Source organism: Janibacter sp. GXQ6167, from assembly GCF_041365945.1.
Lineage (GTDB): Bacteria > Actinomycetota > Actinomycetes > Actinomycetales > Dermatophilaceae > JBGFSK01.
In genome coordinates, this window is record NZ_JBGFSK010000005.1 from 105,746 (window position 1) to 126,491 (window position 20,746).

At 69.8% G+C, this 20,746-nt stretch carries 19 protein-coding genes, 1 tRNA gene and 1 riboswitch; of the genes, 7 read left to right on the forward strand and 13 right to left on the reverse strand.

The annotated features are described in order from the left end of the window. Positions 1–4: 4 nt before the first annotated feature. Positions 5–1,210, forward strand: a complete 1,206-nt coding sequence (locus AB8K43_RS09020; RefSeq protein WP_370893562.1) for a PucR family transcriptional regulator — start codon at positions 5–7, stop codon at positions 1,208–1,210. On the opposite strand, the gene AB8K43_RS09025 is transcribed toward AB8K43_RS09020, so the two are convergent. Together AB8K43_RS09025 and AB8K43_RS09030 are read right to left on the reverse strand one after the other, a co-directional pair. Beyond that, on the reverse strand, positions 1,207–1,818 hold the full coding sequence (locus AB8K43_RS09025; RefSeq protein ID WP_370893564.1) for an alpha/beta family hydrolase: 612 nt from the start codon (positions 1,816–1,818) through the stop codon (positions 1,207–1,209). The genes AB8K43_RS09020 and AB8K43_RS09025 overlap by 4 nt on opposite strands. A gap of 3 nt (positions 1,819–1,821) precedes the next feature. After that, positions 1,822–2,637 carry an SOS response-associated peptidase gene (locus AB8K43_RS09030; RefSeq protein ID WP_370893566.1) on the reverse strand — a complete coding sequence of 272 codons (816 nt, stop codon included), beginning with the start codon at positions 2,635–2,637 and terminating at the stop codon, positions 1,822–1,824. A 110-nt stretch (positions 2,638–2,747) separates the two neighbouring features. Here AB8K43_RS09030 and AB8K43_RS09035 point away from each other — a divergent pair, with 110 nt between their 5' ends. From AB8K43_RS09035 to hisN, 4 genes are all read left to right on the forward strand, one after another. Next, positions 2,748–3,263: a DoxX family protein gene (locus AB8K43_RS09035; protein WP_370893568.1), complete on the forward strand. Its 516-nt coding sequence runs from the start codon at positions 2,748–2,750 to the stop codon at positions 3,261–3,263. Then, the gene (aroA, locus tag AB8K43_RS09040; RefSeq protein ID WP_370893570.1) at positions 3,250–4,551 is read left to right on the forward strand and encodes a 3-phosphoshikimate 1-carboxyvinyltransferase; all 1,302 of its coding nucleotides are present in this window, start codon (positions 3,250–3,252) and stop codon (positions 4,549–4,551) included. The genes AB8K43_RS09035 and aroA overlap by 14 nt, the downstream gene beginning before the upstream one ends. After that, positions 4,551–5,573: a ribosome small subunit-dependent GTPase A gene (rsgA, locus tag AB8K43_RS09045; protein WP_370893571.1), complete on the forward strand. Its 1,023-nt coding sequence runs from the start codon at positions 4,551–4,553 to the stop codon at positions 5,571–5,573. The genes aroA and rsgA overlap by 1 nt, the downstream gene beginning before the upstream one ends. A gap of 75 nt (positions 5,574–5,648) precedes the next feature. After that, positions 5,649–6,416 (forward strand): histidinol-phosphatase, encoded by a 768-nt coding sequence (gene hisN, locus AB8K43_RS09050; RefSeq protein WP_370893967.1) that lies wholly within the window; start codon positions 5,649–5,651, stop codon positions 6,414–6,416. Here the strand turns inward: hisN and AB8K43_RS09055 are convergent. The 5 genes from AB8K43_RS09055 to AB8K43_RS09075 form a co-directional block, all read right to left on the reverse strand. After that, positions 6,413–7,216, reverse strand: coding sequence for an ABC transporter ATP-binding protein (locus tag AB8K43_RS09055; protein WP_370893573.1), 804 nt, complete (start codon positions 7,214–7,216; stop codon positions 6,413–6,415). The genes hisN and AB8K43_RS09055 overlap by 4 nt on opposite strands. Then, positions 7,213–8,280: a FecCD family ABC transporter permease gene (locus AB8K43_RS09060; RefSeq protein ID WP_370893575.1), complete on the reverse strand. Its 1,068-nt coding sequence runs from the start codon at positions 8,278–8,280 to the stop codon at positions 7,213–7,215. Before AB8K43_RS09060 ends, AB8K43_RS09055 begins: the two co-directional genes overlap by 4 nt. Then, the gene (locus AB8K43_RS09065; RefSeq protein ID WP_370893577.1) at positions 8,277–9,260 is read right to left on the reverse strand and encodes an ABC transporter substrate-binding protein; all 984 of its coding nucleotides are present in this window, start codon (positions 9,258–9,260) and stop codon (positions 8,277–8,279) included. The genes AB8K43_RS09060 and AB8K43_RS09065 overlap by 4 nt, the downstream gene beginning before the upstream one ends. Positions 9,261–9,319: 59 nt before the next feature. Continuing rightward, a riboswitch (cobalamin riboswitch) is annotated at positions 9,320–9,445 on the reverse strand. 58 nt (positions 9,446–9,503) lie between these two features. After that, positions 9,504–10,847, reverse strand: coding sequence for a M16 family metallopeptidase (locus AB8K43_RS09070; protein WP_370893579.1), 1,344 nt, complete (start codon positions 10,845–10,847; stop codon positions 9,504–9,506). Beyond that, the gene (locus tag AB8K43_RS09075) at positions 10,844–12,208 is read right to left on the reverse strand and encodes a M16 family metallopeptidase (RefSeq protein WP_370893581.1); all 1,365 of its coding nucleotides are present in this window, start codon (positions 12,206–12,208) and stop codon (positions 10,844–10,846) included. Before AB8K43_RS09075 ends, AB8K43_RS09070 begins: the two co-directional genes overlap by 4 nt. Positions 12,209–12,263: 55 nt before the next feature. Here AB8K43_RS09075 and AB8K43_RS09080 point away from each other — a divergent pair, with 55 nt between their 5' ends. Continuing rightward, positions 12,264–13,622 carry a deoxyribodipyrimidine photo-lyase gene (locus tag AB8K43_RS09080; RefSeq protein ID WP_370893583.1) on the forward strand — a complete coding sequence of 453 codons (1,359 nt, stop codon included), beginning with the start codon at positions 12,264–12,266 and terminating at the stop codon, positions 13,620–13,622. Here the strand turns inward: AB8K43_RS09080 and AB8K43_RS09085 are convergent. From AB8K43_RS09085 to AB8K43_RS09105, 5 genes are all read right to left on the reverse strand, one after another. Then, positions 13,619–14,992, reverse strand: a complete 1,374-nt coding sequence (locus tag AB8K43_RS09085) for an NAD(P)/FAD-dependent oxidoreductase (RefSeq protein WP_370893584.1) — start codon at positions 14,990–14,992, stop codon at positions 13,619–13,621. The two genes, AB8K43_RS09080 and AB8K43_RS09085, sit on opposite strands and share 4 nt — an antisense overlap. 101 nt (positions 14,993–15,093) lie before the next feature. After that, the gene (locus AB8K43_RS09090) at positions 15,094–15,327 is read right to left on the reverse strand and encodes a superinfection immunity protein (RefSeq protein WP_370893586.1); all 234 of its coding nucleotides are present in this window, start codon (positions 15,325–15,327) and stop codon (positions 15,094–15,096) included. A 5-nt stretch (positions 15,328–15,332) separates the two neighbouring features. Beyond that, complete coding sequence (locus tag AB8K43_RS09095; protein WP_370893588.1) at positions 15,333–15,683, reverse strand: hypothetical protein; 351 nt, start codon at positions 15,681–15,683, stop codon at positions 15,333–15,335. A gap of 102 nt (positions 15,684–15,785) precedes the next feature. Continuing rightward, positions 15,786–15,862: transfer RNA gene (locus tag AB8K43_RS09100), tRNA-Met, on the reverse strand. Between the two features lie 153 nt (positions 15,863–16,015). Beyond that, complete coding sequence (locus AB8K43_RS09105; RefSeq protein ID WP_370893590.1) at positions 16,016–18,991, reverse strand: UPF0182 family protein; 2,976 nt, start codon at positions 18,989–18,991, stop codon at positions 16,016–16,018. A 68-nt stretch (positions 18,992–19,059) separates the two neighbouring features. Between AB8K43_RS09105 and AB8K43_RS09110 the strand changes: the two genes are divergently transcribed. Further along, positions 19,060–19,605: a PPA1309 family protein gene (locus AB8K43_RS09110; protein WP_370893592.1), complete on the forward strand. Its 546-nt coding sequence runs from the start codon at positions 19,060–19,062 to the stop codon at positions 19,603–19,605. A 19-nt stretch (positions 19,606–19,624) separates the two neighbouring features. On the opposite strand, the gene AB8K43_RS09115 is transcribed toward AB8K43_RS09110, so the two are convergent. After that, positions 19,625–20,722, reverse strand: coding sequence for a PDZ domain-containing protein (locus AB8K43_RS09115; RefSeq protein WP_370893594.1), 1,098 nt, complete (start codon positions 20,720–20,722; stop codon positions 19,625–19,627). Between the last annotated feature and the right edge of the window lie 24 nt (positions 20,723–20,746).

The following is a 20,746-nucleotide window of genomic DNA, read 5'->3' on the forward strand; positions in this document are numbered from 1 at the left end:
GCCGATGAGTGCGTCATCTGGGCCCGACGATGTGCCTCCGCTCAGCCCGTCGGCGGCGACCCACCTGCGAGAACGGCTACCAGGGGTCGCGCGCGCCGCCGTCAGCGCGATCATGCAAGAGGTCCCGCCCTACGACGCCCCCTTCCAGGGCCGGATGGGCAAGGTCATCGAGCAGGCGGTGCAAACATCGCTCGGGAACTTCCTTGACCTCGCGACCGGCACCGCCCTCGAGGCGCGCCGCGGAAGTGGCGTGAGGGCAGCGCACGAACTCGGCCGCGGAGAGGCGCGCAGCGGCCGCTCCATCGACGCCCTGCTCGCCGCCTATCGGGTCGGAGCGCGGGTCTCCTGGCGCGAACTGTCGCGGGTGGGGGTCGAGCAAGGCCTCGATGCGGCGACGCTCGGGCGCTTCGCCGAACTCGTCTTCACCTATATCGATGAGCTCTCCGCCGCGAGCGTCGCCGGGCATAACAGCGAGTCGGCCGACGCCGAGCGAGCCCGCTTGATCCAGCTCGACCGCCTGGCTCGGGCCCTGCTTACCGGAGCACCCGAGCGCGACCTCACCGAGGCCGCGCTCCTCGCGCGGTGGACCCCGCCGAAGACGGTCACCGTCGTGCTCCTCCCGCAGGAGCGCCTACGGGCCGGCGTCGGGATGCTGGACCCGCGGACCCTCGTCGTCGGCGAGGATCTGCCCGACCCGACCCTCGCTGACTGGGCCGCCCTGCTGATCCCCGACACCGGCGGGGCGGCGCGCCCCGCCCTCATCGAGCGACTCGAACGCCACGGGGCGGTCATCGGACCGGCCCGGACCTGGGCTCGCGCGAGCGAGTCCTACCGCCGGGCGACCCGCGCGGTGGCAGCCGTCGCTTCGATCGCCCCGGACGACCCGCCCATCGATACCGAGGACCTGCTGACGACCCTCGTGCTTCGCGGCGACCCGGAGGCCCTCGCCGACCTGCGCGAGCGCGCCTTGGCCCCCTTCGCCGACCTGGGCGACGGATCGCGCGCGAGACTCGCGCAGACCCTCCGTGCCTGGCTTCTCCTCCAAGGCCGGCGCGAACTCGTCGCCGAGACATTGCACATCCACCCGCAAACCGTGCGCTATCGGATGAACCAGATTCGCGATCTGCTCGGCGATGCGCTCAGCGACCCAGACCAGGTCCTCGGGCTGATCCTCGCCCTCGGGGTCCTCAGCGACGACGACGGGGATTAGCCGAGATCGGCGAGGAAGGCGCGCACCGGGATCAGCATCTCGTCGAGATTCTTGGGGGCGCTATGCGCCGCCGAGACGGGCACGACATCGACGGCGTCCGGTGCTGCCGCCCGAACCTCTTCGGGGGTGCCGAAGGGGTCGCGCCGCCCCTGGATGACGAGGACCGGAAGGCCGATCTCGCAAGGGGTCGCGAGCTCCTCGGCGCGGCTGCGCTCGGGCTTGCCCGGTGGGTGAAGGGGGAAGGAGAGGCAGAGCACCGCGTCGGCGCGAAGCGGCCCGGCCGTGCGGCAGGCCACTCGGGCGCCGGCGCTGCGGCCGCCGAGGACGAGCCGCCCCTCCCCCTTCGCGGCCTCGACCAGGGGCTGCCAACCGCGATCGAGGGTTGGTGGGGAGGTCGCGACCTTGCGGCCCGCGACCCGCCACGGCATGTCGACCAAGACCGTGCGCCACCCGTCGCGCGGCAGGACTTCGGCGAGCAGGAGCGCGTCGGGCGTCTGCTGGCTCCCCCCGGCACCATGACCGAGAATCACCGTCCCGCGCTCGGAGCCGTCGGACTCGTAGATGTGCAGCCGGCCGGGCCCCGTGGGCGTATCGATCAGGGTCGCCATGGCCTAGGACCTTTCGATGATCTCTCCGGTCTCGGGGTCCAGCACTCCGTCCAACCCGGACCTGGGTATAGGAGCGGTGAGCTCGACCCCCTTCGCCCGACTCGATCCGATCGCGGTGCCGACCGGGTGGGCGGCGAACCGGCCCGGACGGGCGAAGGCCAACATCTCCCCCACCACGGCCGGATCGGTGAGTTCGGGATCCAGCCAACGGTCCCAGTCGCCGGGATCGAGCACAAGCGGTTGGCGGTCGTGGATTCGGTCCATGTCGGGGTCCGCGGCCGTGGTGACGATCGCGAAACTCACGACCCACGCCAGCGGGTCATCGCGATCCAGCGCGGGATCGCGCCAGAACTCGTACAGGCCGGCGAAGGCGAGTGGGACCTCATCGTCGCGATGGATATAGAAGGGCTGCTTGCGTGGCTTGCCCTTGGCATCGACCGCGACCGGAGAGACCTGCCACTCGTACCACCCGTCGGCGGGGACGAGGCACCGCCGGGCCGAAGCGGCCCGCGCGAAGGCGGGCTTATCAAGGACCGTCTCGGCGCGCGCGTTAATCATCCGCAAGCCCACCCGAGTGTCCTTCGCCCAGGACGGAATCAGCCCCCAGGTGAGGTGGCGCAACTGCCGTGGCGAGTCGGGGCGGGTGAGGACGATCGGGGCCTGCTTGGTGGGTGCCATGTTGTAGTCGGGAGCGCCGACCGGGGGGTCCTGCGGGCTCTTCAGCAGGCTGCGCGTTGCCTCCCGAGAGTTGTCGGCGGCCACGTCGAAGGCCTCGACCAGTTCGTCGAGTTCGCTTCCAGCCGCGTAGCGCCCGCACATGAGTCTTTAGGCTACGCACCCGCGCGGACGTACCGCGCGCCCCCGCGAGGAACTACGGTGGGACCTGACCCAAGCGGGTGTTGTGACTTATTTCAAGGAGTGAAGAGCCCATGATCGTTCGTCGTCTGGCCCGTCCCATGCTCGCCGCCATCTTCATCTATGGCGGGATCGGGGCGCTTCGTCAGCCCAAGGGACGCATCGAGGCCGCGCGCCCGGTCGTAAAGGCGATGTCCGACAAGCTCGGCACCCCGAACGACCCGGCCCTGATGGTGCGCGCCGATGGCGTCGCCATGCTGACCGGAGGCACCCTGCTCGCGCTCGGCCGGGCCCCGCGCCTCGCCTCGGCCCTCCTCGCGGGCGTGCTCGCCCCCACGACGGCGACGCACGACTTCTGGGCCGAGAGCGACCCGGAGGCCAAGGCCGCCAAGCAGCGCAGCTTCCTTACCAATGTCAGCCTGCTCGGTGGGCTGATCCTCGCCGCCGTCGACACCGAGGGCAAGCCGGGCCTTACCTACCGGGCCAAGATGGCGACCGACTCGGTGGAGCGTGGCGCGCGGGGTCTGCGGCGCTCGGCCAGGCGCGAGGCGAAGCTTGCCGCCGCCCAGGCCAAGAATGCCCTCAGCTGATTGGTCCGCCCCGCACGCGGGCGGCCCCTTGGCCGCCACGGTGATCGTGCCGGGCAGCAAGTCCCTCACCAACCGTTATCTCGTCATCGCGGCCCTCGCCTCGGGGGTTTCCCGGCTGCGGCGCCCCCTTCGCTCTCGGGACACCGAGTTGATGGCGGGGGCCCTCACGTCCCTCGGCACCGGCGTCGAGGACGCGACCTCCGCCGATGGTCATGCCGACTGGATCATCACGCCGAGCATGCTGCGCAGCCACGGGTCGATCGACTGTGGACTCGCCGGGACGGTCATGCGTTTCCTCCCGCCCGTCGCCGCGTTGGTGGACGGCGAGGTGCGCTTCGATGGAGACCCGCAGGCGCGGGTGCGGCCGATGGCGGCCGTGCTCGACGCCCTTCGCACCCTTGGTGTCGCGGTGGACGATGGTGGAAGGGGGACTCTGCCCTTTACGGTTCGCGGCGACGGTGCGGTCACGGGCGGCACCGTGGTGCTGGACGCCTCCCAGTCCTCGCAGTTCGTCTCGGCCCTTCTCCTTGCCGGGTCGCGCTATGAGGAAGGGGTGACGGTGATCCATGACGGGGAACCGGTGCCCTCCGAGCCGCACATCACGATGACGGTTGAGACCCTGCGCGATGCCGGGGCGGTCGTCGATGACTCCGACGCCAACACGTGGCGGGTCGAGCCCGGCGAACTCCTCCCCCTCGATGTCACCGTGGAGCCGGACCTCTCCAACGCCGGAGCCTTCGCGGCGGCGGCGCTCGTCGCCGGAGGTTCGGTCACGATCGCGGGCTGGCCGCAACACACGACCCAGGCCGGTGACGCCATGCGCGACATCCTCGACGCGATGGGGGCCGACGTCCACCTCGACGGCTCCGGCCTCACCGTGACCGGGACCGGCGAGATCGTCGGGATCGACCTCGACCTGCACGACGTCGCCGAGCTCACCCCGGTTGTTGCGGCCCTTGCCGCCCTGGCTGATGGCCCGAGCGAACTGCGCGGGATTGCCCATATTCGAGGCCACGAGACCGACCGCCTGGCGGCGCTCGCGACCGAGTTGAGCGCGCTCGGGGCGGGTGTCATCGAGCGCGAGGACGGCCTGCGGATCGAACCGGGTCCGCTTCGGGCCCCCGCCGATCGCCCGTGGCGAACCTACGCCGACCACCGCATGGTGATGGCCGGGGCAGTGCTCGCCCTGCGCGTGCCCGGCCTCGTCATCGAGGACGCCGGCACGGTCGCCAAGACGCTGCCCGAGTTCGTCGACCTGTGGACCACCATGGTCGGTGAGCACGCCTGATGGGACGCTCGGCCCGCGACTGGGATGAGTCGGATGTCCGCGTCCGCCCGAACCGTCGGGGCTCGCGCCCCCGCACCAAGGACCGCCCGGCCCACGCCGATGCCGTGATCGGGTTCGTGATCGCCGTCGATCGCGGGCGGTGGACGACGCTGGTCGACGAAGGGGGCGAAGAGCGCACCGTCGTCGCGATGCGCGCTCGCGAGCTCGGGCGGACCAGCATCGTCGTCGGTGATCGCGTCGGCCTCGTCGGCGACGTTTCGGGGCGAGCCGACACCCTCGCGCGGATCGTGCGGGTCGAGGAGCGCGAGAGCGTCCTGCGCCGAACCGCCGATGACACCGACCCGATCGAGCGGGTGGTCGTCGCCAACGCCGACCAGTTGGTGATCGTCTCGGCGCTCGCCAATCCCGAGCCCCGGCCCCGCCTCATCGACCGCTGCCTGGTCGCGGCCTATGACGCCGAGTTGGACCCCCTTCTGGTGCTGACGAAGGCCGATCTGGAGCCGGCTGGCCCCTTCCTCGCGCAATACGCCCCGCTCGACGTCCCCTGCGTCGTCACCTCGGTCTTGAGCCCCGGCAGCGAGGGACTCGCGGCCCTTCGCGAGCGCCTCGCGGGGAAGGTCAGCGTGCTCGTCGGACACTCGGGCGTCGGCAAGTCGACTCTGGTCAACGCCCTCGTGCCGGACGCCGACCGGGCCACCGGTGTCGTCAACGATGTCACCGGCCGCGGACGTCACACCTCGACCTCTGCGGTGGCCTTGCGCCTGCCTGAAGGGGGGTGGGTCATCGATACTCCCGGCATCCGCTCCTTTGGCCTTGCCCACGTCGACCCGACACGCATCGTCGAGCACTTCCCCGAACTCGCCGAGGGAACCGCGAACTGTCCGCGCGGCTGCACCCATGACGAACCGGACTGCGCGCTCGATGACTGGGTCGCGCAGGGACACGCTGGTCCCAACGGCGCCCAACGCCTGGACTCACTGCGCCGCTTGTTGCGGACGCGGACCGCGCAGAGCGGAGACTAAACGCCCACCTCGTGCGCTACGTTGAGCCGGGTGAGTCCCTCTTCGCCGTATGCCGACGACCTCGGCCTCGCCCAGATGCTCGCCGATCAGGTCGAGCAGGTCACGATGGCGCGCTTTCGCGCCGACGACCTCGTTATCGAATCCAAGCCGGACCTCACGCCCGTCAGCGATGCGGACCGCGCCGCCGAGCAGGTGCTGCGCGCCCAACTCTCGCGAGCGCGGCCCCGCGATGCGGTGATCGGTGAGGAGTTCCCCACGACCGGAATCTCGAGCCGCCGCTGGGTGATCGACCCGATCGATGGCACCAAAAACTATGTCCGCGGACTCCCCGTCTGGGCGACGCTCATCGGGCTGATCGAAGACGGGCGCTGCGTCATGGGTCTCGTCTCGGCTCCGGCGCTAGGGATGCGCTGGTGGGCGGCCGAGGGCACGGGAGCCTGGACCGGCCGCTCGCTGTCCTCGGCACGTCAGATTCGGGTCTCCCAGGTCGCTTCGCTCGGTGACGCTTCGCTCTCCTACTCCTCGATCGATTCCTGGCGCGAAGCCGGTCGCGGGCGGGGCTTCCTCGGGCTCACCTCACGTATGTGGCGCACCCGGGCCTACGGAGACTTCTGGTCCTACATGCTCGTCGCCGAGGGCTCGGTCGACGTCGCGGCCGAGCCCGAGCTGGAGCTCTACGACATGACCGCCCTCGTCGCCATCGTCACCGAGGCCGGCGGGCGGTTTACCAGTTTGGACGGGGTCGACGGGCCCTTCGGTGGCAACGCAGTCGCCACCAACGGCATCCTCCACGACGAAGTCCTCGCCGCTCTGGCGCCGGACGAGCGACCGACGCTCGATTAGCCGGTCCGGGGCTCCCCCGCACCGACGCGGCGTGCGTGGGCGCCGAGCGGGAACTCCCAGAGCACCCGGAGCCGGTCGCTTCGGCTCACGGCGGCGCGCACCCCAAAGACGGCCCCGATGAGGTCGTCGTCCAAGGTGGCCTCCATCGGTCCGTGCGCCGCGAGGCGGCCCCGGTCCAATACGGCCACCCATTCGCCGAAGGCGGCCGCCAGGTCCAGGTCGTGGAGGACCGCCACCGTCGTCGTCGGGAGATCCCGCACCGTGGCGAGGAAGGACAACTGGTGTTTGAGATCGAGGTGGTTCGTCGGCTCGTCGAGGAGGAGCACCTCGGGTCGCTGGGCCAGCGCACGAGCAAGGTGGACGCGTTGGCGCTCACCCCCAGAAAGGCTCCCCCACCGGCGGCCCGCGAGATGGTCCACTTCTGCGGTGATCATCCCGTCGTCGATGGCCTCGGCGTCCCGATCGGTGGCGCCCGGCCAGCGCCCCCGGTGTGGGATCCGCCCGAAAGCCACCACCTGACGCACGGTGAGGTCCAGTGTCGTGGACGGGTGCTGCTCGACCAGAGCGATCCGACGGGCGCGTTCGCGAGGGCGAAGGGAGTGCAGGTCCCGCCCGTCGAGCAGGACGCGACCCTCGCTCGGTCGGGTGAGGCCAGCGAGCAGGTGAAGCAGGGTGGTCTTCCCTGACCCGTTCGGCCCGAGGATGACGGTCAGCCCGCCCGGCATCACGGCAAGGTCGACCCGGTGCACGAGGTGCTGCCCGTCGACGATCCGGCTCAGTCCCTCGGCTGCTAGCCTCATCGGGATTGCGCCTGACGTCGCAGCAGGATCACGAGGACCGGTGCACCGATCGCGGCGGTCACCACGCCAATTGGGATCTCGCGGCCATCGGCCACCGATCGCGCTGCAGTGTCGGCCCAGACCATCAGCAGAGCGCCCGCGAGGGCGCTGACGGGAAGCAGTGCCGTGTGACTGGGGCCGACGAGGGCGCGCACGATGTGCGGGACGGTGAGGCCGACGAACCCGATCGGACCAACGACTGCGACGGTCCCGGCGGTGACCAGCGCGGTCCCGACGAGCAGGATCCACCGCAAGCGGGCGACGTCGACTCCGAGGGAGCGGGCGGAGGTTTCGCCGAAGGCGAAGGCGTCGAGGGCGCGGGCGCACCCGAGGACCCCGACCACGGTGACGCCAGCGACGACCATGAGCGCAATGGCCGAGGGCCACCGGACTCCGGCGAAGGAGCCGAGCGTCCAGGCCAGCACCTCACGCGCGGCGTCCCGCGCCCCGAAGACCATGATCGCGAGCGATGTGAAGGCTCCGGCCAGTTGCGCGACGGCGACCCCGCTCACGATCGTGCGCCCCGGCGGTAACTCTCCGGAACGTCCGGTCGCGAGGGCCAAGACGAGGAGGAGCGCTGCCACGCCCCCGAGCAGGGCCATCGCCCCCACGGTGGCGCCGTGGCCGACGCCGCCGATTGAGATGCCGAAGACGATGGCGCAGACCGCCCCGGCTGCCGCGCCACTGGAGATTCCGAGCAGGTACGGGTCGGCGAGTTCGTTGCGCGTCAGGGACTGCAGGACCGCGCCGGAGACGGCGAGGACAGTCCCGGCGCAGGCCGCGCCGATCACCCTCGGAGCGCGCAGATCCCACACGATCCGGTCGGCGAGAACCGTGACCGAAGCGCCCTCGGTCAGGCGGAGGCGCCGGGCGACGACCGCCACGACCTCGGAGGCCGACACCGTCACCGACCCGACCCCGAGGACCGCGATCGCGCTCGCGATAAGCACGGCGAAGAGCGCGATGAAGACGAGCGCCGGTCGCCAGGTCACACGCCCACCGGCGCTCACGTCGATGGTGGTCACGAGTGGTCGGCGAGGCCCTCGGCCACCGTCTGGGCGCCCTCGATGAGCCGCACGCCCGGCGTGGTCGCCGAGAACGGGACGACGACATAGCGCCCGGCCTTCACCGCGGCGAGGTTCTGAAGCACCGGGTCGGCCTCGAGGTATGCCTTCTTGCTGTCCGCCGACGACCACGAAGCGTCTGCCAGCACGATGACGTCTGGGTCAGACTCGACGACCTTCTCCCAGGTGCCATCGGCCCAGCCCCCTTCGAGGTCCCCGAAGACATTGGCGGCGCCGACCGCGTCGAGGATCAACTGCGGCCCCCCGCCGCCCGCGCCCACGAAGGGAGACTTGTCCCCCGAGTCGTACCACAGGGCCGTCACTCCCTTCCCCGGCGCCTGCTCGCGAATCCGCTTCAGCTCGTCCTGCTGGCGCTTAATCAGCTCATCGGCGCGGCCCCCGACGCCGAAGAGTTTCGCGACGTCGGCCACCTCTGACCACGCGCTCTCGAAGGTCGGGGCTGCCGTCTTCTCCCCCTTCGGGCAGCCGAAGGGGGAGATGTAGGTGGGGATCCCCTCGGCCTTCAACTCGGCCCGGGTCCCGACCGACTTGTCGGAGAAGGCGCTGGAGTACGCGGCGTAGGCGAGGTCCGGCTCGGCAGCGAGGAACCTCTCCTTGGTTGGGTACTCCGTCGCGAGGACGTCCACGGTGTCGTATTGCTCTTGCCACGTCGAGGAGATCTCGTCATCGAGATAGGCCGTGCCAGCCATGCGGTCCTCGAGGCCAAGGGCCAGGGCGACCTCGGTAGCGCCTTGATTGACGGTGACGAGCCGGGACGGCGCCTTGGTGACCTCGACGGTCTCGCCGCAGTTGTCGAGAGTGACGGGGGTGAAGGCGGAGCCGGTGGTGACCTGGGGCGAGCCGGGGGCACCGGCGCAACTCGCGAGGAGCGCGCCGGCGACGGCGGCAGAGACGACGGTGGCGAGACGGGTGGGGACCATGACTGGTCACTCCTTCGTGGACGGGGCCCATGCGCGAGGCCGACGAGGAACCACCGATCGGGTGTTCGGGCTCGGGTTCGTCCGGTTCACGGCACCTTCCCAGGCCGTCGGGCCCAGTGGTGCATTGCCGTGTCCGTCCCCCATACCGCTGCGCGTCAGCCCCGGCTTCTCACCGGGTTCCCCGTGTCGGTGGCGTAGGAAAGTGGCCCGCCGAAGCGGGACCGATCCCGACTGTACCCGCCGCTAGGAGATGATCGTGACCTCGCCGAGCTCGCGCAGCCCGTCCGCGACCGAGGCGGCATCACCCACGACGACGACCGTCCAGCCTTCGGTCACCTCCCGGCGCCACGCCTCGTCCAGGTCAGCGACGGTGAGCGCTCGCATGGCGGCGACGTTGTCGGAGGTGAAGGTGAGCGGCAGCCCATCGGCCGCGAGCGCAATCGCTTCATCGGCGATCGCGTCGGCAGTCTCGTAGCGCCCGGGGGCCGTCAACGTCGCGAAGTCGATCCCCGCGCGGGCCTCGGCCTCGGTCACGCCCCCTTCCATCCCGGCAACGATCTCGGTGAGCAGACTCACCGACTCGGCGGTCGCGTCCGCGCGCACCGACCCGGAGATGATCAACATTCCGCCGACCTGACGCGGCCGGAAGAGGGCACGGACCCCGTAGGTATACCCCTTCTCTTCTCGCAGAATCGCGTCGATCCGAGCGTTGGGCGCGCCACCGAGGATCCAGCCGAGGACCGGGAAGGGGGCCCACTCACCGCGCCGATCCGGTCCCGGCGTCGCCATCGCGATTTCGGATTGCACCGAGCCGGGGCGGTCGACGAGCACGATCCGCTGGCGGTCCGCGGCCCGTGCTGCCGGTTCGCGGGTGGGCTCGGGACGAGGGTGGACGGACCTCGGCCAGGTGCCGATCGTCGCGGCTAGCAGGGCCTCCACATCGAGCCCGCCGACGTCGCCTGCGAGGACGAGGCTGGCGTGGTCTGGGTGGACGTGCTCGGCGTGGAAAGCGACGACATCATCGCGGGTGATCGCCGCCACCGATTCGGGCGAACCGGCGCCGGGCCGCGAAGCTCGGGCGCTCGGGTCGTAGTACGCCGCAACGAGTTCGGCATGAGCACGACGGCCAGCCGACGCCCGCTCTTGGGCGATCTCCGCGAGGCGGGTGCGCACCATCCGCGTCACCTCTTCGGCGGCGAAGACGGGCTCGGTGAGGCACTCGGTGAGCAATTCGAGCCCGGTCTCAAGGTGGCGTCGGGACACCTCGAGATCGACCCCGAGAGCCTGCTCGCTCACCCCCGCTCCCATCGCGATGCCGTGGCGCTCGAGCAACTCCGCCAGTTCGAGCTGGCTATGCGTCGCGGTGCCCTCATCCAGCAGCCGGGCCATGATGGCGGCCACGCCCTCCCGCTCACGTGGTTCGGCGCGCAGCGGCGCCGGGACGCTGAGGCGTACCGAGATGACGTACTGGCCGGGGACGTCGTAGACGAGCACGGTGAGGCCGTTCGCGAGCTCGATCTCCCGCGGCGTGGGGAAGGTCCAGGTGCCTGCGGGTTGCACGCTCGGGCGGGGCAGGACGGCGCTCACGCGCGACCCCCTTCATCGGTCTCGTCGGTGTGATCTTCATGCCCAGCGGCGATGTCCTCGCCGCTGCTGGTGGACGCGTCGAGCGCGTCCGTCGACTCGGCGACGCGATAGGCGACGACGGCTCGAGCGTCGGCGCGCAACCAGGTCCGGGCCGCCTCGTGGACCTGCTCCGGGGTGATCGCGAGCAGTTTGTCGAGGAAGGTGTTGATGCCCTGCGGGTCGTCGTGCAGGGTCGTGAACTGGCCGATCAGGTCGGCCCGCTCGTCTTGCGCCGCGAGCGCGGAGAGCCAACTGCGCTCGGACTGGGCGCGGACGGCCTCCAGGGCGATCTCGGTGGGCCCGCTCTCGGCGAAGGCCTCGAGCTCCTCGCAGATGGCCCTCTCGACGACATCGGGGTCGACGCCGTCGGCAATATCGGCGACGAGCAGCCCCAGCGAGACCCCGTCGACGAAGCCCATGGCGCTCGCGTGCACGCTATTCGCGGTCTGCTCGGTGCGCACGAGGCGCTGCTCCAGCGGGGAGAAGCTAAGGCCCGCGAGGCAGTCCAAGGCCATCGAGGCCGCGAGGAAGTCCGCGCCTCCATCGACCGGTAGGCGGAAGGCGAGGTAGAGCCGATCGTTCGGGACCTCCGCGCGGACCTCGCGGCGCACCGGCTCGGCGAGCGGCGGGAGGGGGTCCACCGGAGCCCGGCGGGGCGCGGCCCGGTGAGTGATCGAGCCGAAGTACTTCTCGGCGAGGGCGAACCCCTCCTGCGCGCTCACGTCCCCCACGAGGGTCAAGACGGTGTTGTCGGGGGCATAGTGCGCCGTGAAAAACTCATGGACATCGGCGAGGGACGCGGCGTCCAGATCCTCCATCGAACCGATGGTGGAGTGGTGGTAGGGGTGGCCCGCCGGGAAGACCGTCTCGTAGATTTCGGCGAGAGCCGTGCCATAGGGCTGGTTGTCGTAGCGCTGACGCTTTTCTTCCTTCACGACATCGCGCTGATTGTCCAGGTTGTCCTGGTTGACCGCGGCGAGCAGGCGGGCGTGCCGATCCGCTTCCAACCAGAGCGCAAGTTCCAAGGCACCGGTTGGGACGGTCTCGAAGTAGTTCGTCCGGTCAAACCAGGTGGTCGCATTGAGGCGCCCACCGGCGGCCATGAGCGCGGCGAAGTGCTCGCCGCTCGGGACATGCTCCGAGCCCTGGAACATGAGGTGCTCGAAGAGGTGAGCGAAGCCGGTCCGCCCTTCCTGCTCGTGACGCGAGCCGACATTGACCCACAGGTTCACGGTGACGGTCGGGACCCGCGGGTCGGGTTGGACGACGACGCGCAGGCCTTTGGCCAGGGTCCGGCTCTCGATGGGGAAGTCCAGCGGCATGGCGCCACCCTAAGCCCGCCCCGCGCGCCTCCGCTCGCCCGTAGGGTCGTGAGGTGTGAAGCGCTCGATTCTCTGGCTGCGCCGCGACCTACGCCGCGCCGACCACCCCGCCCTCCTCACCGCCGCTGCCGACGGACGCGAGGTGGTGCCGGTCTTCGTCCTCGACCCGACGCTGCTCTCCCACGCGGGCGCGGTGCGCACGGCCGCGCTCACCGCGGTGCTACAGGCGACGAACGAGTCCTATGACGGGACCTTGGTGATCGCCGACGGCGATCCGGTCGAGGTCCTCCCCCGACTCGCCGACGCGGTGGGAGCCGACCAGGTGGTCGTCAGCGCCGAAACCGAGCCCTGGGGCGCAAGTCGCGACGCCTCGGTCGCGCAGGCGTTGCACGAGAAGGGGGTCGCGCTGGTCGCGAGCGGAAGCCCGTACATCCTCGGCCCGGGCACGGTCCTCACCCAGGAGGGGACGGGCTACAAGGTCTTCACCCCCTTCGCCCGGGCCTGGCGCGACCACCCCCACCCGGCACCTGCCGAGGAACCTACGGACCTGCGCCTGACGCGCGCCGGGCTGGACTCGGTTGACCTCCCGGAGCCGCGCGCCCCCTTCGATCTCCCGGCGCTCGGCGAGCAGGCAGCTCTGGCGCGGTGGGCGGACTTCCTCGATGACGGGATCGCCGACTACGCGAGCGATCGGGACCGAGCGGACCTCGCCGGGACCTCACAGCTCTCGATCCACTTAAAGTGGGGGGCGATCCACCCGCGCACGCTGCTCGCCGACCTGCGCGAACGTGCTGATGCCGACGCCGACGGCCCGCAGACCTTCCTCACCGAGCTGATCTGGCGCGAGTTCTACGCCGATGTGCTGCACCGCAACCCGCACTCGGCGCATCATGACCTCACCGACGCGCTCGCGGGGATCCGCTACGACGACCTCGACGAGGAGACCTTCGCCGCGTGGGCGGAGGGGCGCACCGGCTACCCCTTCGTCGATGCGGGTATGCGCCAGCTCCTCGCGACGGGATGGATGCACAACCGGGTGCGGATGGTGACGGCGAGCTTCCTCACCAAGGACCTGCACTGCTGGTGGCCGCGTGGGGCCGCGCACTTCATGGCGCATCTGCTCGACGGCGATGTCGCGAGCAACCAGCACGGGTGGCAGTGGGTCGCCGGGACGGGGACCGATGCCTCCCCGTACTTCAGGGTTTTCAATCCGGTCACGCAGGGAGAACGCTTCGACCCCGACGGCGCGTATGTGCGGCGGTGGGTGCCCGAACTCGCACACCTCCCGGGCAAAGCGGCGCACCAGCCGTGGAAGCACGACGAGGGGTATGCGAAGGGGTACCCGCTACGCCTCGTCGACCACGCCGAGGAGCGCCGGGAGGCGCTCGACCGCTACGAGCAGGCCCGCTCTTAGCCGGCCTTCGGCTGCTCGGGGCGGTCCTCGGCGACGCGAGGCAGCGTCGGATAGGCGTCCTCGCCCACCGACTTGATCACGTTGCGAGCAAAGACCTGCTGCTCGGTCGTGGTGCGCTGGCTGCGTCCGCGACCGAGGAAGGAGACCGCCCAGTGCAGCAGGGTGGTGACGCGGTGCTTGAAGCCGGTGATGTAGACGAGGTGAACCCCAAGCCACATCAGCCAGGCGAAGAAGCCGGAGAGGCTGACCTTACCGATCGACGCGACGGCCGAGAAGCGCGAAATCGTCGCCATCGAGCCCTTGTCGAAGTAGGTGAAGGGGGCCTGCTCGGGCTTGCCGGCGATCCGGCGCTTAATCGCCTCGGCCGCGTACCGCGACTGCTGGATCGCGACCTGGGCGACACCCGGCAGCCCATCGAGCGCGGCCATGTCACCGACGACGAAGACCTCGGGGTGGCCGGGGAGCGTGCAGTCCGGCAGGACCTCGATCCGTCCGGCCCGGTCAATCTCGGCGCCGGTCTGCTCGGCAAGGATCCGCGCGAGCGGGCTCGCCTGGACCCCGGCGGCCCACACCTTGGTAAGGGCCTCGATCCGGTGACGCTCGCCCTTCTCGTCTTCGATCACCAGGCCCGTGCCGTCGACATCGGTCACCTTGGTCTTCAACATGACCTCGACGCCCATCGACTCAAGTTGGCGCCGAGCCTTGCCGCCGAGGCGCTGGCCGAAGGTCGGGAGGACGAGCGGCGCACCGTCGATCAAGATGATGCGCGCGCTGCGCGGGTCGACGCGGCGGAAGTCGCGCTTCAAGGTGCGGTGAGCGAGCTCGGCGATCTGCCCCGCCATTTCGACGCCGGTCGGTCCGGCACCGACGACCACGAAGGTCATGAGGCGCTCGATCTCGGCGGGGGTGCTCGCGAGCTCGGCGAGCTCGAAGGCCCCGAAGATCCGTCCGCGGAGCTCGAGCGCGTCATCGATCGACTTCATGCCGGGCGCGTGCTCGCTGAAGTGGTCGTTGCCGAAGTAGGACTGTCCAGCACCCGCAGCGACGATCAGCGAGTCATAGGGCACGACCGTCTCGCGGCCGACGGTCACCGCGGTCACGGTGCGGGCGTCGAGGTCGACGCCGGTCACGTCACCGAGGACGACGCGGGCGTTGCGCTGCCGGGCGAGGATCTCCCGGGTCGACGGGGCGATCTCGCCTTCGGAGAGGATCCCGGTCGCGACCTGGTAGAGCAGCGGCTGGAAGAGGTGATGGGTGGTCTTGGCGATCAACGTGATCTCGACATCGGCCCTCTTCAGCGCCTGCGTGCCGAAGAGGCCGCCGAATCCAGAGCCAATGACGACGACGCGGTGAGGGTTACCTGAGTTCACCTAATCCAGTGTGCCGCACCGATCGCGGGTGTGGTCAAACTGCGGGCTGCTCTTTACGGGGTGAGATTGATCAACCGAGAAGGGGGAATACCCCTAGCGCATCAGTTGATCGAGACGATCTTGTGCTCCTTGATGGACATCACGAGGGCCACGATCCAGCCGATGATGGTCCAGCCGAGCAGCAGGTTGACCCAAAACACCCGCCACGCGTTGGCGTTGCCCCGGATGGCCGCGATCGCCCAGGGCAGCATGTACCCACCGGTCAGGATGGCGACGATGACCGCCACGGGGGTGCTCACAACTCGGGTCTTTTGATCCGTTACGACGTTGGCCATGCGCGCTAGTTTACCGAGCCCGCATCATGGCCCTGGTCGGGCGGCGTCTCGATCACGGTCGCCCCTAGGTAGTGCTGGAGCATCCCCATCACCTGGGCGAGAGTGAAGCCGGCTGGCTCCTCTTCGGGGACCTCTGGAGGCTCGTCGTCGTCTTCCTCCTCGAAGAGGTCCACCTGCCCATCGAAGATGCCCCGGCCGATCCACTTCCAGCGCTCTTCCTCGGCGATCCGCAAGTCATCGAGATAGGCCTGCTCGACGAGGTCCTCGACCTCGGCGGCTTCGACGAGGAAGTACAACGCCTGCAGGGAGTCATCGCCCCCCGGCCGATCTTGCGGCCCATCCCAGAAGCCCCACATCTACCCATTGTGCCGAGTCCAGGCCGCGCGCGTCTCCCCCTTCGGCCAAACCGAGACGAACAAGGCCCTCGACCGTGATGGTCGAGGGCCTTGTTCGTAACGTGGTAGCGGGGGCAGGATTTGAACCTGCGACCTCCGGGTTATGAGCCCGGCGAGCTACCGAACTGCTCCACCCCGCGTCGTTGCTTCATGAACTGTACGTGAACCATCCCTGGCTCACCAAATCGGAGCCGTCCAGTCCCCGGAAACTCCCGTTTTCTCGCGGAACTCCACGAGAAAACGGGAACTTCCCCGGACGGGCGCCCGCCGGGCGGGCCGGCGCCCGCCCGGCATCACGGGGCGAGGTCGATCGAGCCCCCGCCCGGCTGATTTTCCGCGGCCTTGTCGATGGCAGCCTTGAGCTTCTTCTGCGCCTCGTCGTACGCCGCGAAGTTCCCCGACTTCAAGGCCTCCTGGCCCTCGGCATAGGCGTCTCGGGCCTCCTTGATGGCCTCGTCGAGCGCCTTGCCGCGGTCGGTGAGTTCGGTCGTATCGCTCTCGCTCGGCGCCGCCGGCTCGGTTGGCGGTCCACCGGCCTTGGTGTCATCGGCCTTCGCGCCGGACTCGCCGTCGAAGAGCTGATTGAGCGCCGTGTCGAGGTCACGCGCCCAGGCCACCCGAGTCCCGAAGGTCACGACCACCGCGCGCATCAGCGGGAAGCTGGACTGCCCCGCCGACGTCGAGAGGTAGATCGGCTCGACGTGCAAGAAGCCCTCACCGACCGGGAGGGTCAGCAGGTTGCCGAGCGTCACCTTCGACGAACCGCGCCGGTTGATGTTGAAGAACTCGGTGAGCGAGAGGCCGGTATCCGGATCGGCCGAGCGGGCGCTCGAGGCATTGATGTTGTTTTGCACCTGTCCCGGTCCGTACACGGAGGTGCTGCGGGGCACGGCGAGCATCCGCAGTGACCCGTAGCCCGGCGCGGGCTCCCCCGCCTTATCCCCCGCGTCGGCATCGACCGCGAGGAATCCGGCCATGACATCGCGGTCACCGTTCGGGATATAGGTCGAGGTCAGCGACCACGACGGCGCCTCCTGATCCGGCATCGCCATCGTCAGGTAATAGGGCGGCTGCGCGGGCTTGTCCTCTCCTTCGACGGTCGGGTCCGCCGGGACGCGCCACCGGTCTTGACCGGCGCGGAAGTCCGCCGCGTCGGTCACGTGATAGTCGGCGAGGACCGTGCGCTGCATGCGGAAGAGGTCCTCCGGGTAGCGCAGATGACTCATCAACTCCGAGCTGATCTCGCTCGTCGGCCGGATGAGACCAGGGAACGCCTTCTCCCAGGTCTTCAAGATCGGGTCCTGGTCGTCCCAGCGGTAGAGCGTGACCGAGCCGTCATAGGCATCGACGGTCGCCTTGACCGAGTTGCGCATGTAGTTGAGGCGCTCGCCGCGCCCCACCGCGTCGCGCGGCGAGTTGGTCGGGGTGAAGGTGCCATCGCGCACCCCACTCAGGCTGAAAAGGGTCGAGTAGGGGTAGGCGCTCGAGGTGGTGAACCCGTCGACCACCCAGACGATCCGGCCGTCGACGATCGTCGGGTACGGGTCGGAGTCCAGGGTCAGCCAGGGGGCGACCCGGTTCACCCGCTCCAGCGGGGTGCGGTGCTCGAGGATGCGCGAGTTCTCGTTGACCCCATCGGAAAGGAGCAACTTGATGTCCCGATGCGACAGGGCAAAGGCGGCCCGGCGAAGGGGGGACGCCAGCGAGACGCCACCGTCACCGGTGTAGGTGTACCGGGCCTCGTTGCCGCCGGGAGTATCGACCTCGCGCGGCGCGGCCCCTTCCGCGGCGCCGACGATCACGTAGTGGTTCGTCCGCTCCCCGAAGTAGATCCGCGGTTCGTACTCCCCGACCTCCTTCGACAGATCAATCCACGCGGGCTTGCCATTGCGGTCGATCGTGTTGCCGCGTGCGGCGACGAGGCCGAACCCGTGAGTGAAGACGGTGTGGTCGTTGACCCAGTCCCGGCGATCGGCGGGGACGAGGCTGAGGTCGAGCTCACGGGCCCCCACGACGGTGTCGACGACCTCGTCGTTGATGCGGTACCGGTCGACGTCGAGGTCGTTGGGGAAGGTGTAGAAGCGCTCCTTCGCCTCATCCTGGCGGTACGTCGGCGAGACGACCGCCGGGTCGAGCAGCCGGATGCCGGGGATCGTGTCGGCGTCGCCGCTCAACTGACCCCGCGCCGGTGTCGACGTCGCGTTGTAACTGGTCGCTTCCACGTCGGCGACCCCGTGGGCAGCACGGGTCGCATCGATCGTGCGTTGGAGATAGGGCTGCTCCAGCGAGGCCCGCGAGGGGGCCACCTTGTACGTCTCGACGAGCGCCGGGTAGATCGAGCCCGCGAGGATCGAGAGCACGACGAGGGTCGCGACACCGATGATCGGCAACCGCCAGGACAGGGTCCGGGCGGCGATCGCGAAGAGCCCCGCGCAGAGCACCGCCGCGACCGCGAGGGTGTACTTCGCCGGAATCACGGCGTGGGCGCCGGTGTAGTTGACCCCGGTGAGCACCGCCCCTTCGCTCGTGGTGAGCGCGTGGGCCTCAAGGATGTCGCCGTATCCGCGGAGGAGCACGAGCACGGCACCGATGATCGCGAGATGGACGAAGGCGGCGCGGGTCGAGCGCCCCCGGGTCGGCGGGCGAAGGCCCCCGTAGACGTAGTGGGTAAAGGCGGCGGCGAGGAGCGAGGCGATCGCGGCGACGGTCAGGAAGCCGACGACGAAACCCAGCCACGGGAGGTCGAAGATGTAGTAGGAGACGTCGCGATTGAAGTGCGGGTCCTTCGTCCCGAAGGGGGTGGAGTTGCGCCACATCAGGTAGCGCTGCCATTGCCCTCCGGCGGCGATCCCACCGAGGATGCCAAGAACCGTCGGCACGCTGATCACGATCGCGCGCTGGTAGGGGGCGAGCGCGGCGCGATATTGCGCGAGCGCCTGCTCCCCGGGGGTGAGCGCCGCGTGGTCCGGCCGGTACCGAACCGGCACGATCAAACTGGCCGCCACCGGCACCGCGATGATGAGGAAGCCGAGGACGAAGAGGAGAAGCTGGGTCCGGACGCGGGTCCACCAGACCGAGCCCTGGCCGAGGGAGTCAAACCACAGCCGGTCGGTCCAGACCCCGGCGCCGATCGTGGTGAGGACCACGGCGGCGGCGAGGATGCCGAGGGCGATGAAGGCACGCCGCTGGCGGCGGCTCGGCGGCGGCTCCTTCGGATCACGCTCGCGCGGCTGCTCCGGCGGTTCGTCGGCCCAGTCAGCGGTGCTCATGGCCGACAAACTACCTAGCGTTGCTGAGCGTTGGGCTTTCGGCCCATGAGGGATGGCACCATGGGCGGGTGCCTGAGACGTCCCCGCAGAGCCAACCGACCACCGAACCCCTGGCCCTCGTCGCCCTCGAGACCGAGCGGCACGTCGCTGGCGCCGGCTGGGACCAGAACCCGCGCGTCTTTGCGCTCGTGAGCACCGAGGACCTCGTGACCGCCGAACCCGGGTTACGCGAGTCGCTCGGCGTGAGCGATCTCGTCCCGGGCGCTCTCACCGCGATCGAGCAGGAGGGCTTGCCCTCGACCAGTTCGATCGAGTCCCTGCTCGGCCGGATGGCCTGGCCGGAGACCGTCGACGGCGTCGCCGTGGCCCTAGAGCGGATCGTCGTCCCCCCGGAGGCCGAGCGCGACCTGCCCGAGCGCCCCGGCGATGCCGTGGACGCGCTCGCCGCGCACCCGGACCGTCAGGATGTCCGGCTCCTCGTCGCCGTCCACCGCGACGGCCGCTCGATCTGTCTGCTGCGTCAGCGCGCGCACGACCGCGATGACCGGGTCGCGATGGGCGAGGACATCGCCCCTGGGCTGGTCCACGCCCTGCGCGCAACGCTGGAGGACTAGGGGCAACGCCGGCCCCGGCCTACCCCTTCGGCGCTGCGGTCGAGCAATCGGGCAGGCCAGCGGCATCGCCCTTCGCGATCCGTTCGACCGAGCGCACCGCCGTGTCGAAGTCGGTCACCTCGACGACGGTGAGCCCCTTCGGGACATGGCCGACCACCTCGTCACAGTTGCCCTTCGGCGCGAGGAAGTACTCGGCGCCGCCCTCGCGCGCCCCGACCATCTTCTGGCGGATGCCTCCGATGGGGCCCACCCAGCCGGAGTCGTCAATCGTCCCGGTCCCAGCGACCGAGCGCCCTCCGGTGAGCGAGCCGGGGGTGAGCCGGTCGCGGGTCGCCAACCCAAACATCATCCCGGCGCTCGGGCCGCCGACCTCGCCGGCGTGGATACGGACCTCGACCGGGAAGTCGAAGACCGGCTCGATCCCGATGCCGATGCCGGCGCGCCCGCCACCGATATCGGCCGTGGTGAGGGTCAGGGTGCGCTCGGCATTGCCCCGCTTGACCGTGAGCTTCACCGGATCACCTGGTGAACGGTCCGAGATGGCCGTGACGATATCGATCACTCGGTTCACGCTCTTGCCGTCGACCGCACGGATCTCGTCCTTGAGTTCGACCTTCCCATCGGCCGGGCTCTGATCCACGATCGACGCGACGAGATTGCGTTGCCCGACCTTCTGGCCGACGCTGCGCAGACCCGCCGCGACCGCAGTCTGCTGCGAACCCTCCATGGCGGCGACATTGGCCTCCTTGACCTCGGCGTCGGTCGCCCCCTTCGGGAAGACCTGCTCCTCCGGCACGATCACCGCGTCCCCGTCGACCTTGGCCTGCAGCCATTCCCAGGCCGAGATATGCCGCTCGGGCCCGCCGAGGACCGAGACCGTGGTGAAGTACAGGTGCCCGTCGTCGGTGTAACTCTTCTCCCCCTTCACCTCGACGATCTGCTGGCTGCCGGCCTTGCCGAGGGTGTCGACGATCGGGCCAGGGCGCTCCACGACGTAGGGGACGTGCCACATCGTGAGGGCGAAGAAGGCCGCGATGAGCAGCAGCGATACGCCAAGGACCCACGTCGCGATCCGGTCATCGCGGCGCGCGTACGGCTTGGGGCGGGCGGCACGCACGATCTGGCGGCTCCTTCTTTTTCC